Here is a 10,889-nt window from a genome sequence, read left to right on the forward strand (position 1 = left end):
GGAAAGGCTCATCTAAATGGGCCTTTTATATTGGGACTGAGAGCTTGATAGCTAGCTTCAAACCACTATTTATAGTAAAATAACACCAGTAATATTAATGGAGGTAACGATCATGGCAACAGATGAAACAATGTTTTACGATTTTAACCAAGGTCGTCCGCAAAGTGTGGAAGCAACCTTAAAGACGGTCTATGATGCCTTAGAAGAAAAGGGATACAAGCCGATTAATCAGATTGTCGGTTATTTAATGTCCGGTGACCCGGCTTATATTCCACGTCTGCATGATGCGCGAAATCTAATTCGGCAATATGAACGAGATGAGATCGTCGAAGAACTAGTGCGGTCTTACCTTCACCATAATGGGGTGACCGATTAATGCGATTACTGGGTTTAGATGTTGGTTCAAAAACCGTTGGGGTAGCCCAAAGTGATCCTTTAGGTTGGACGGCCCAAGCGGTGGAAATTATTCCGATTAACGAAACTGAAGAAGTTTTTGGTTTGGAACGAATCGCTGAATTAGTAAAAGAACGCCAAGTAGCCGGCTTTGTTATCGGCTTGCCTAAAAATATGAATAATACAGAGGGACCTCGTGTGGAGGCTTCGCGGCATTATGGCGAACTTTTACAGGCTAAGTTTCCCAACCTGCCTGTTGACTATCAAGATGAGCGCTTAACAACCGTCCAAGCATCGCGTATGTTGATTGAGGAAGCGGATGTTTCGCGGAGAAAGCAAAAGCAAGTGATTGACGAATTAGCAGCCACCCTGATCTTACAAAATTATTTAGATCGCCATGGCAAATTAACGACTAAATTGTGAGGAAAACAATGACAGAACCACGTGATGAACAAGAAGTTTTTACCCTTGTCGACGAAAACGGCAATGAAGAATTATATATGGAACTAATGCGGTTCCAATCTGACGAAACCGGGAAATGGTACATTTGTTTATATCCGGCGGAAGAAGAAAATGCTGATGAAGTCAGCATTCAAGCCTTTGCCTTTGAACAAACTGGGGACGAAGAAGATGATGAAATTGAACTTCAACCGATTGAAAATGATGTTGAATGGGAGATGGTGCAAGAAGTTCTCAATACTTTCATCGATGATGAGGGAAATGTGAATCTATAAAGAAAAGCCAGATCACTAAAGTGGTGGTCTGGCTCTTATTATTGATTAGCGATCGCTTGGGCTTTTTGGGTATTACCAAAATGTAATTTGGCGAAGTGACCAAGCTGTTGGCCTTGACGGATTAATTTGGCGGCCACCTCATCCACGGCGTGATTAGCGCCAATTGGAATGGTCATACCGGCATCATTACTGAGCGCATCCATTGCCTGCAAGGAATAATAGCGGGCAACGATCGAAGCAGCGGCCACGGCAACGTGAACTTGTTCGCCCTTAGTCCGAAAGTAAACCTTATCTTTGACGATTTGTGGTTGCCCAGTCAAATAATGATAATAGGTCTTCGCTTGGACGAATTGATCGATTAAAATCGCTTGCGGCCTTGCTGGGGCGATCTTTTCCAGAGTTTTAGCAAGGACAATATTATGACAAAGGGCTTTTAGTTGGGCCTGATTATATTTTTGCATCCGTTGATTATAGGCTTCAGGCATGAGATTTAAGTAGGTATAAGGACAAAGCGCAATGATTTGTTCGGCTAGTTTAATAATTTGCGGATCCGTTAACTTTTTGGAATCTTGGATGCCCAGTTGAGTTAGCTGGTCAACTTGATTAGCCGCGACATAAACCGCTGCCGTCGTCAGGGGTCCAAAATAACTCCCGGCACCAACCTCATCTGATCCTAAGACGGACCAATGGGAAAAATCAGCGGGAAGACTGGGATCTTTAGTTAGATTTGCCTTTTTTTGGACCGGATTAGCTTGCCAACGTTGGGCTTCTTCTTGGGCCAGTTGGCCTTGAAACATGACCTTACGACTTTTGGTATAACCGGTCACGGTGACTCCCTTTAGTTTAGCTTGGAAGCTGGCCCCCGTGGGTAGATTTCCTTGGCTCGGGTAGGTAGCTTGCATTTTTTGAAAGGTCGCAGGATCGACCTGGATAACGACATTCATGACTCTCTCCTTCCTAATCAATACAATAGCAAAACTAGCCGGTAAATGCTAAAATATTTCTTAACTCAAGGAGGAAGCAATGATTCTGACAGTAATTATTCTAGCAATTTTAATTGCTGCTGGCCTGCGGGGCTATCGGCAAGGCTTCGTCGCTTTAATGTTAAGCCTGGTTATCTACTTTGTCGCTTGGCTGCTGGCTTCATGGGGGGCTAATGGCTTCGGGAGCTTCTTAATGCAGATCTTCCCGCAAATCGGTTCCGATAATGCCCAAACGACCTTAACTAGTAACCTAACTTTAGCTACCAATCAACTCTTTTACCACGGGATTGCTTTTTTTATTTTATTCCTAATTGTCAATGCGCTTGGTCGTTGGTTGATTCGCCGTTTTCATTGGGTTAATCGAATTCCATTGATTGGCTGGGTAAATCAATGGGCAGGTGGCATTGTCAATCTGGTAATTGCCTATTTAATAATTTTTATACTATTAGTTATTTTTCAAGTATTGCCAATTGAAGGCTGGCAAAACCAGCTAACTGCTTCGGGATTGGCGCAATGGATCATTCACCAAACGCCATTTTTGACTCAGTGGTTCTTTAATTGGATTTTATAATTGGAGACAAAATGAACGAAAAAATCTTATCGACATTAGAATATGATGCGGTCAAGGGCTTATTAGAGCCTTTTCTTGTTTCTGCAGCCGGAAAACGGGAATTAGGGGCTTTAGTCCCCCAAACTGATATAAAAACTATTCAGGACTGGTTAGTTGAAACCACTGATGGCGCTGATTTGTTACGGGTTGAAGGGGGAATCCCCATTCCAACTTTAGCCGACATTAGTCCGCAATTAAAACGCTTGAAAGTTGATGCGGCCTTAAACGGGACAGAATTAGCCCAAATCATGCAGGTGTTACGAACCAGTATGCGGGTGCAAACGTTTTTTGAACAATTAGCGGAACAAAAGTTGACTTTACGGACTTTAGATCAGTTAGTGGCGCGAATTGTGACGATTCCCGACGTCACCAAACGGTTAGTGCGGTCCTTAGAGCTTGATGGCCGGTTGAAAGACGAAGCCTCAACGAAATTGCATGGGGTGCGTCAATTAATCAGTCAAACGGAGACTGAGATCCGCCAGGCGCTGGAACATTATACGCGGGGAAAACAAGCTAAGAAGTTATCTGACCCGATTATCACCATTCGGAACGACCGGTATGTGATTCCTGTCTTAGCACAATATCGGAATCAATTTGGGGGCGTGGTGCACGATCAAAGTGCCAGCGGGCAGACTCTTTATATTGAACCAGGAAGCGTGGTGGAATTAAATAATCGCCTCCGCCAGGCTCAAATTGAAGAAGTCCAAGAAATGCGGCGGGTGCTGATTGAATTGTCGGATTTGATTCGGCCATATCAAGACGAGATTGCGCAAAACGAGGCGATCTTGGGACATTTAGATTTGATTAATGCCAAAGCAAAATTGGCCGCACAAATGAAGGCTAGTTTGCCAATCGTGAATGATCAGTTGGTCGTTAACCTCCGGCAAGCCCGGCATCCCTTAATTCCGCAAGACCAAGTGGTTGCAAATGATATTCAACTGGGTAAAGACTATCAAGCCCTTGTGATTACCGGGCCTAACACTGGTGGGAAGACGATTACCTTAAAAACCTTAGGGATCATTCAATTGATGGCTCAGTCGGGAATGTTCATTCCGGCCAATGAAAATAGTCAGGTAACGGTCTTTGACAATGTCTTTGCTGATATTGGTGATGAACAGTCCTTAGAGCAAAATCTGAGTACCTTTTCGGGCCATATGGAAAACGTCAAAACCATCCTTGAACAAATGACCGACCATAGTCTGATTTTACTGGATGAATTAGGGGCCGGGACTGATCCGAAAGAAGGGGCAGCCCTGGCGATGGCAATTCTGGATGCGATTGGAACTTGTGGTGCCCGGGTGATGGTGACGACTCACTATCCAGAGTTAAAGGTTTACGCTTACGATCGTCAAGCGACCATTAATGCCAGCATGGAGTTCGATCAAGCCACTTTACAACCAACATATCGGCTTTTAATTGGGATTCCCGGACAATCAAACGGGATTGCGATTGCTAACCGACTGGGGTTAGATCCGGGGATTATTCAAACCGCCCAGTCTCTCGTGCAGGCTGATAGCCAAGATCTGAATCAAATGATTGGGGATCTAGTGGAGCAACGGAAGCAGGCTCGCGAAGAAAATGCGCGATTAGTTGAACTTCGTGAAGCTAATGAGGCAAAGGAAGCGGAATTAACGCAGAAATTAACTCGTTTTGATGAGCAGCGGGACCGTTTATATGATGAAGCGCGATCCAAGGCGAACCATGAGGTGGCGCAAGCGAAGAAACAAGCCGACAAGATTATCCATCACCTTCGGCAACTACAGGTCCAACAAGGGGCTAACGTTAAAGAACATGAATTGATTAATGCTAAGGGGCAATTAAATGCCCTACATCAAGATAATCCGCGATTAGCGCATAATTCGGTCTTGCGGCGCGCTAAGGCTAAACAAGCTCTAAAACCTGGTGATACGGTGCAAGTCAAATCATACGGTCAGCAAGGGACACTGGTGGCTAAGCGTGGTCGTCACCAATGGGAAGTCCAATTAGGAATTCTAAAAATGGCGATTGACGAGGCGGATTTAACTAAGGTTGCGGCGGGACAAATAAAAACTGACGCTCCAAAAGCACGCAAACGACCTGTTCGGACGATTCAAACCCGCCAAACCGCGGCTCGTCTTGATTTGCGCGGTAAACGGTATGAACAGGCCATGAGTGAATTAGATGCTTTTATTGATCATGCCTTATTAAATAATTTAACAAGTGTTACAATTGTTCATGGGAAAGGAACCGGTGCCTTGCGCAAGGGGACCCAAGAATACTTACGGAGTAATCCGCGGGTCAAATCATTCGAATTTGCGACCCCGAACAATGGTGGCGATGGAGCGACCATTGCATTCTTTTAATTGAGGAGAAGGAAAATGATTCACGAAACGACCGACACGACATTTCAAAATGATACCCAACAAGGGGTTCAATTAATTGATTTTTGGGCGCAATGGTGTGGCCCGTGTCGGATGCAAACTCCTGTCGTTGAAGAATTGGCTGAAACGATGGGCAATCAAGTTAGTTTTCACAAGTTAAATGTTGATTGTAATCAAGCGACCGCTAAAGAATGCCAAATTATGAGTATTCCAACTTTGGTGATTAAAAAAGATGGTGTCGTGGTGGATAAGATTAGTGGTTATCATTCTAAAGAACAATTAGCTCAAGTCCTCCAGGCTTATTTAAAGGAGTAGTACATGGCATCGATAATTATTGCAACCAAGAATGCCCATAAAGCTCAAGAATTTGCGGCCTTGTTAGCTCCTTATCAGCTGGAAGTGAAAACTTTAGCGGATTTTCCACCATTAGAAATTGTTGAAGATGGACGGACCTTTGAAGAAAATGCTCGCAAGAAAGCACAAGCGGCAGTAGCGGCTTTTAATTTGCCGGTATTAGCAGATGATTCAGGTTTGATGATTGATGCTTTAAATGGAGAACCGGGTGTTTATTCGGCGCGCTATGCGGGGGATCATGATGACGCCGCTAATAACCAAAAGGTTCTTGAAAAATTGAATGGCCTTCCTTTTGCGGAACGGTCGGCCCATTTTCATACGACGATCTTCGGCTTAAAACCGACTGGTGAAGAAATCGTCGTCAATGGACAGGTTAATGGGCATATCTTGGATACTCCACAAGGTGAAAATGGGTTTGGTTATGACCCCATTTTTTGGGTAGATGAATTAGAAGTGCCAATGGCGACCTTGTCGATGACCGAAAAAAATCAAATTAGTCATCGGGGCCGGGCTCTCCAAGCTTTAATGCAAGAATTTAAAGAATGGTGGAATTAGGATGAAGGTTTTACTAGTTTCAGATAATCATGGGGAAGGACAGATTTTAGACCGGATCGTCCAGATTTTTGGTGATCAGGTTGACTTGATGATGCACTGTGGCGATTCCAATCTTGATCCATCAACGGATGTCATGACGCCTTTTTTGACGGTGGAAGGAAATACAGACTGGGGCTTTACCTATCCTGAGATTCAACGTGCAACCGTTGATCACGAAAAAGTTGTGGTAACCCATGGTGATCACTACAGTGTAAATTCTACGCTAACTCCTTTATCACTGTTAGCCGAAGCCGAGGCTGCTGATGTGGTGGGCTATGGACATACGCATCAACTAGCGGTCACGACGGCCGACAATCATCTGTTGATTAATCCGGGAAGTATTAGTCAGCCACGTGGTGAATATGCATATATTGGTGGGACCTTTGCCATTGTTGAGGTAACGCCAGCAGCTTGGAAAGTGCAGTATTATAACCGTGACATGCAGCCAATTGAAGAATTGGCCTTTGATTGGCAACGTTAAAAATAAAGCCTCCGTTAAGGAGACTTTTTTTAATTGATTGGATAATGACTAGTGGTCTGTAATTCAATCTGTGCTTGTTGAGCGGCTTGTAAATAACGGGCGAGGATTTTGCTAGCCGTGACCGTTTGGGTACCACTTTTAGCCGTGATCATGATCCGATAAACCAATTGACCGTTTTGATTAGTAGTGGGGCCAATAATTTGTGGTTGGCTAGTTAAATTATCAAAGTCGTTCATGATTTCATCGGTTAAGTTTTCAACAACTAATTTTAACTCATTTAAAGGAGTCTTAGTGGTAATAGCAATATCCACATTGGCGGTAAGATCGTGGCGGGAAAAATTCTGGACCATGGTAATATTACGGTTTTGAATAAAGGTTAAGGTTCCATCACTACCGAGGACTTGGGTGGTTCGCAAACCAACGGCTTTGACCGTGCCCTTGATAGTCCCAATTTGGACAATGTCTCCCACGTCAATTTGTTGTTCTAATAGAATGAAGAAACCATTGACCACATCGCTCACAAATCCTTGGGCACCAAGCCCTAAAGCTATTGAAAAGATTCCGGCTCCGGCAATTAGAGTACCAATGGGAACGCCGATTAAAGAAAGAATGGCATATAAAAAGAAAAAATAACAAGTATAGCGATAAATATTCAAGATAATCGAATGAAAGGTTTCTGCACGATGACTACCGCCTAATAGGGTGATCCGTTTGGTATTATGAAAAATTGAATTAATGATCCGTTTCCCAATTCCGAGAATAAGGAAAAAGATAAGGATTGTCATAATTAAAGAAAAAGCCTTATCAACAATATTTTGGGCGAGTCGATCCCAGTTCAGGTTAGTAAATGACTTTGCCGCAAGTTGCGCTTGTTTGGATATGAGCGAATTCATGTCAAGTAACTCCTTAATAATAGTAACTTTATCATAGCATACTAAATCTGTTTGTGACTGGTGTCTATAAATGATATGATAATAGTTATATGAAGGAGGACGATTGAATGATCATTGGACAATCAATGGGCTCAATTGCCGGTTTGATCGCGGCGGGTGCCTTTGTAGTATTAGTTGTATTTTTATGTATTTTTCTGACGCGGATGAGTGCGATGTTGCAGGAAACGACGCGCCAAATCACTCAATTAGGAAATGATGCCGATTCACTTGGTCGGGAATTAGAAGACATTTTAGAAAACACAAATCGCTTAATGGATGATCTGAATGATAAGGCGGAAAAGATTACGCCTGCTGTTGAAGCGATTGCTAACGTCAGTCAAAGTGTTAGCGACTTAAATGATGCCTCTCGAGCAATGGTTGAAAAGTTAAATGCGCAACGGGAGCAGTCACCTTTTAAGAATCGGATTTTTAAGACGGCAGCCCAAGCAGCCATGATGGGGGCGTTAGGGCGCTTTGGAAAACGAAAGAAACATGAGGCAGAATAAGATGGGAAAGAAATTTTTAGCGGGATTAGCTTTTGGTGGAGCGGCGGCCTATGTGGCCTGGCAATCTTTGACGCCAGCACAAAAAGAGGAACTCAAGGCTAAGGTGACTGATCGGGCTTATGATTTAATGGATTTTCTGACGGACTATTCATTAAATGCGCTTGATATTGTGGATGGTTTAACACAAGATTATAGCGAACAAGCAGCCGATCGTTTTCAAGATTTGAAGGCGACAGTTAAGGACACTACTGACAAAGTCACTGAGACTGTTAATGATAAGGTTAGTCAGGTAAGTCAACAATTTAGTACTAATGATTTTGACGAAGAAATTGCTGATATTCGTTCTGCTTTAGCCGGTGAAAATACCAAAGATATTTCCGAAGACGATGGTGACATCATTATTGATCAAACTGATGAAGAAGCCAACTGAATAAGCGAAAGCCCTTGACTTCATTTTAGAGGTCAAGGGCTTTGTTAATTGATAATAATTTTCATCCAATTTGCGTTAGAAGGGATAAGTCTTAATACTACGATGTTCATATTGATAACTTCATAAAATACAACACAATCTTCGATACTATGGAATCTTACGTTGTTATTAATATTAACCCTAGTATCAAGTTTAGTACCAGAATTATGTTCTGGGTAGGTACCTTTTTGTAGCTTATAGGTGATGAAATCGTTAGTGTCCTGAGTCATTTGATCAGTGATAACTAATTTGTATTTACTCATGGTCTACTGTAATAAGCTTGGAAAATTCATCCAAGTTATGTGAACGACCTTCATTATACGATTTATAACCTTTTTGTAATTCTTCTAAAAGCTTAATGGTTGATTGTGATTTTCTCCATTCATCTGCATCAACGATTGCATATTTATCGTCTCCATGGCTAGTGATAATCACTTGCGATCCTTTAGAAACGTCATGTAAGGTTTGGTTGAAATCTTTAATTTCTGAAACCGGAATCGAATTTTCCAAACTGATCACGCTCCTTAAATATTTTGTATTTTAATTATACTGAGCGAAGATTGGAAATCAACAAAAATTATCCAAAGTATTGGAGTTCTTTGGTCATATGCGTGAATGGTTCATTCCCATCTGGAGTAATAACTACGCAGTCTTCAATCCGAACCCCGGCAAAGCCAGGAATATAGATGCCCGGTTCGATTGAGAAACACATTCCTGGTTCCAGCACAAGATCATTGCCTTCCATGATGGATGGAAATTCATGATCGCTCATTCCCATTCCATGACCAAGTCGGTGGATGAAGTATTCACCATAACCGGCATGATCAATCACGTCACGGGCAATTTTATCTAGTTCTGCGGCGGTAATACCGGGTTTAGCGGCCGCTTGGGCCGTTAACTGGGCTTCTAAGCAGACTTGATAAATTTCTTTTTGCCGATCTGATAAAGTTCCAACCGCAATTGTCCGAGAGGCATCACTGACGTAGCCATCAAAAACAGTTCCCAGATCAAAAAGCACGAGCTCGTTATTCTGAACTTGATTCGTACTTGTTTCGCCATGAGGCTCGGCAGCATGAGGACCAACTTGGATCAAAGTGTCAAAACTCATCTCCATAATGCCTTTTTTCTTGAGCGCATATTCAATTTCAGCGGAGATTTCTTGTTCGGTGCGCCCAATTTGGACGGCCTTAAAGCCGGTTTCAAAGGCAAAGTCAGCCCATTGACCCGCAATTTTTAATTTTTCAATTTCGTCCGCACTCTTAATCAAACGCATGTGTTCGATGGTCTGCGTTAGATCGTGATCGAATTTGGCGTGGGGGAATTGTTCTTGTAAGGCCCGTTGACGACTAACGGTGAGATAATTTTGCTCGGTTGCGATCTGGTGAGGATCTGGTAACCGTTTCTTAATCTGCTCAGCGATCATCGCAAAGGGTTGTTCATGGTCAAGGTAACCATATACTGGATATGGCCAACCGGTGCCTTTGATAGCTTCAACTTCTAAGGCCGGCCCAAATAAGAAAGGATCCTGGTCGGGAAAAACGATTAAAGCTAAAATCCGTTCATAAGGATCACTGCCAAACCCAGTTAGATATTTAATGGTCATCGGATCGCTAAGATAGGCGACATCAATTTGATGATTTTGTAGAGTAGTTTGTAATTCAGCTAATTTTTCATATGCCATATTATCGGCCTCCTTCAATTATTTTCATTATAGCATTTTGTTTTTAGTCCGTTTTGCACTTTCCGTTAATTTGAGCTATTATAAATGAAAATGAATGAAAACAGATCACCTTAGTGATGAAAGGGGTTTATTATGAAAAAACAACCGGTAACAATTTATACGGTGGCCCATGAAGCAAATGTTTCAATGGCGACGGTTTCGCGGGTTGTCAACGGGAATACGAATGTGAAACCAGAAACGCGGGATAAGGTCTTAGAAGTAATCAAGCGCTTGAATTATCGGCCTAATGCGGTAGCGCGCGGTTTGGCTAGTAAGAAAACCACAACCGTTGGGGTGGTAATTCCCAAGATTACCGATGATTATTTTGCTGAATTAGCGGCTGGGATTGATGATGTTGCAGCTATTTATAAGTATGACATGATTTTAACGAGTTTGGACACTGTCGAACAACAACCTGTTCAGGTGATTCAAAGTATGCTGGCTAAACAAGTCGATGGTATTATTTTCATGGGTCATGATTTATCCGATGATCTAAAAAAAGAATTTGATAATTCAGCTATTCCCGTTTTAGTATCGGGTTCGGTCGTGGATGATGATTCACTACCGAGTGTCCGGATTGATTATCGACAAGCAACCAAGGACTCAGTAAACTTCTTGGCTCAGCATGGGCACCAAAAGATTGGCTTATTAGTGGGATATGATCAAACGCCAATTAATGCACAGAATCGAATTCCGGCCTACCAAGAGGCACTAGAAGCGCAAGGATTAGCATTTGATCCGGCTAATGTTTTT

The 10,889-nt window shown here is 42.7% G+C and carries 15 protein-coding genes; 11 read left to right on the forward strand and 4 right to left on the reverse strand.

Annotation, left to right across the window (positions count from 1 at the left end):
* Nucleotides 1-112 precede the first annotated feature (112 nt).
* Genes PS3_RS06280 through PS3_RS06290 form a run of 3 tightly spaced genes read left to right on the forward strand, consistent with a single transcriptional unit; the run spans nucleotide 113 to nucleotide 1,127 of the window.
* Nucleotides 113-376 (forward strand): IreB family regulatory phosphoprotein, encoded by a 264-nt coding sequence (locus PS3_RS06280; protein ID WP_040468432.1) that lies wholly within the window; start codon nucleotides 113-115, stop codon nucleotides 374-376.
* Complete coding sequence (gene ruvX, locus PS3_RS06285; protein ID WP_007122392.1) at nucleotides 376-816, forward strand: Holliday junction resolvase RuvX; 441 nt, start codon at nucleotides 376-378, stop codon at nucleotides 814-816. Before PS3_RS06280 ends, ruvX begins: the two co-directional genes overlap by 1 nt.
* 8 nt (nucleotides 817-824) lie before the next feature.
* Entirely contained in the window at nucleotides 825-1,127 is a 303-nt protein-coding gene (locus PS3_RS06290; RefSeq protein ID WP_007122393.1) for a DUF1292 domain-containing protein, read from the forward strand.
* A gap of 38 nt (nucleotides 1,128-1,165) precedes the next feature.
* Here PS3_RS06290 and rnhC read toward each other — a convergent pair whose 3' ends face one another.
* On the reverse strand, nucleotides 1,166-2,071 hold the full coding sequence (gene rnhC, locus PS3_RS06295; protein ID WP_007122394.1) for a ribonuclease HIII: 906 nt from the start codon (nucleotides 2,069-2,071) through the stop codon (nucleotides 1,166-1,168).
* Between the two features lie 79 nt (nucleotides 2,072-2,150).
* Here rnhC and PS3_RS06300 point away from each other — a divergent pair, with 79 nt between their 5' ends.
* From PS3_RS06300 to PS3_RS06320, 5 genes are read left to right on the forward strand one after another with little or no spacing between them, the layout of a single operon-like run.
* Entirely contained in the window at nucleotides 2,151-2,681 is a 531-nt protein-coding gene (locus tag PS3_RS06300; RefSeq protein WP_007122395.1) for a CvpA family protein, read from the forward strand.
* Between the two features lie 11 nt (nucleotides 2,682-2,692).
* A complete protein-coding gene (locus tag PS3_RS06305) occupies nucleotides 2,693-5,062 on the forward strand; it encodes an endonuclease MutS2 (protein WP_007122396.1) in 2,370 nt (789 codons plus the stop codon).
* A 15-nt stretch (nucleotides 5,063-5,077) separates the two neighbouring features.
* Entirely contained in the window at nucleotides 5,078-5,395 is a 318-nt protein-coding gene (trxA, locus tag PS3_RS06310) for a thioredoxin (RefSeq protein WP_007122397.1), read from the forward strand.
* A 3-nt stretch (nucleotides 5,396-5,398) separates the two neighbouring features.
* Entirely contained in the window at nucleotides 5,399-5,989 is a 591-nt protein-coding gene (locus PS3_RS06315) for an XTP/dITP diphosphatase (RefSeq protein WP_007122398.1), read from the forward strand.
* 1 nt (nucleotide 5,990) lies between these two features.
* Nucleotides 5,991-6,509: a YfcE family phosphodiesterase gene (locus PS3_RS06320; RefSeq protein WP_007122399.1), complete on the forward strand. Its 519-nt coding sequence runs from the start codon at nucleotides 5,991-5,993 to the stop codon at nucleotides 6,507-6,509.
* 29 nt (nucleotides 6,510-6,538) lie between these two features.
* On the opposite strand, the gene PS3_RS06325 is transcribed toward PS3_RS06320, so the two are convergent.
* Nucleotides 6,539-7,402 carry a mechanosensitive ion channel family protein gene (locus tag PS3_RS06325; protein WP_007122400.1) on the reverse strand — a complete coding sequence of 288 codons (864 nt, stop codon included), beginning with the start codon at nucleotides 7,400-7,402 and terminating at the stop codon, nucleotides 6,539-6,541.
* 107 nt (nucleotides 7,403-7,509) lie between these two features.
* On the opposite strand from PS3_RS06325, the gene PS3_RS06330 reads away from it, so the two are divergent.
* The gene (locus PS3_RS06330; protein WP_007122401.1) at nucleotides 7,510-7,947 is read left to right on the forward strand and encodes a DUF948 domain-containing protein; all 438 of its coding nucleotides are present in this window, start codon (nucleotides 7,510-7,512) and stop codon (nucleotides 7,945-7,947) included.
* A gap of 1 nt (nucleotide 7,948) precedes the next feature.
* The gene (locus PS3_RS06335) at nucleotides 7,949-8,377 is read left to right on the forward strand and encodes a hypothetical protein (RefSeq protein ID WP_050950875.1); all 429 of its coding nucleotides are present in this window, start codon (nucleotides 7,949-7,951) and stop codon (nucleotides 8,375-8,377) included.
* 294 nt (nucleotides 8,378-8,671) lie between these two features.
* Here PS3_RS06335 and PS3_RS06345 read toward each other — a convergent pair whose 3' ends face one another.
* Both PS3_RS06345 and PS3_RS06350 read right to left on the reverse strand, forming a co-directional pair.
* Nucleotides 8,672-8,926, reverse strand: a complete 255-nt coding sequence (locus PS3_RS06345; protein ID WP_040468436.1) for a type II toxin-antitoxin system prevent-host-death family antitoxin — start codon at nucleotides 8,924-8,926, stop codon at nucleotides 8,672-8,674.
* A 67-nt stretch (nucleotides 8,927-8,993) separates the two neighbouring features.
* The gene (locus PS3_RS06350) at nucleotides 8,994-10,097 is read right to left on the reverse strand and encodes a M24 family metallopeptidase (protein ID WP_007122402.1); all 1,104 of its coding nucleotides are present in this window, start codon (nucleotides 10,095-10,097) and stop codon (nucleotides 8,994-8,996) included.
* Between the two features lie 132 nt (nucleotides 10,098-10,229).
* On the opposite strand from PS3_RS06350, the gene PS3_RS06355 reads away from it, so the two are divergent.
* Nucleotides 10,230-10,889: LacI family DNA-binding transcriptional regulator (locus tag PS3_RS06355; protein ID WP_007122403.1), on the forward strand; the 660-nt coding region annotated here is incomplete at its 3' end.

The organism is Limosilactobacillus gastricus PS3, assembly GCF_000247775.1.
Taxonomy (GTDB): Bacteria; Bacillota; Bacilli; order Lactobacillales; family Lactobacillaceae; genus Limosilactobacillus; species Limosilactobacillus gastricus_A.

Coding starts and splice junctions, on each gene's coding strand:
- rnhC (WP_007122394.1), bottom strand. CDS start 2,071: ATGAATGTCGTTATCCAGGTCGATCCTGCGACCTTTCAAAAAATGCAA.
- PS3_RS06335 (WP_050950875.1), top strand. CDS start 7,949: ATGGGAAAGAAATTTTTAGCGGGATTAGCTTTTGGTGGAGCGGCGGCC.
- PS3_RS06300 (WP_007122395.1), top strand. CDS start 2,151: ATGATTCTGACAGTAATTATTCTAGCAATTTTAATTGCTGCTGGCCTG.
- PS3_RS06320 (WP_007122399.1), top strand. CDS start 5,991: ATGAAGGTTTTACTAGTTTCAGATAATCATGGGGAAGGACAGATTTTA.
- PS3_RS06315 (WP_007122398.1), top strand. CDS start 5,399: ATGGCATCGATAATTATTGCAACCAAGAATGCCCATAAAGCTCAAGAA.
- ruvX (WP_007122392.1), top strand. CDS start 376: ATGCGATTACTGGGTTTAGATGTTGGTTCAAAAACCGTTGGGGTAGCC.
- PS3_RS06330 (WP_007122401.1), top strand. CDS start 7,510: ATGATCATTGGACAATCAATGGGCTCAATTGCCGGTTTGATCGCGGCG.
- PS3_RS06305 (WP_007122396.1), top strand. CDS start 2,693: ATGAACGAAAAAATCTTATCGACATTAGAATATGATGCGGTCAAGGGC.
- PS3_RS06280 (WP_040468432.1), top strand. CDS start 113: ATGGCAACAGATGAAACAATGTTTTACGATTTTAACCAAGGTCGTCCG.
- trxA (WP_007122397.1), top strand. CDS start 5,078: ATGATTCACGAAACGACCGACACGACATTTCAAAATGATACCCAACAA.
- PS3_RS06325 (WP_007122400.1), bottom strand. CDS start 7,402: ATGAATTCGCTCATATCCAAACAAGCGCAACTTGCGGCAAAGTCATTT.
- PS3_RS06350 (WP_007122402.1), bottom strand. CDS start 10,097: ATGGCATATGAAAAATTAGCTGAATTACAAACTACTCTACAAAATCAT.
- PS3_RS06290 (WP_007122393.1), top strand. CDS start 825: ATGACAGAACCACGTGATGAACAAGAAGTTTTTACCCTTGTCGACGAA.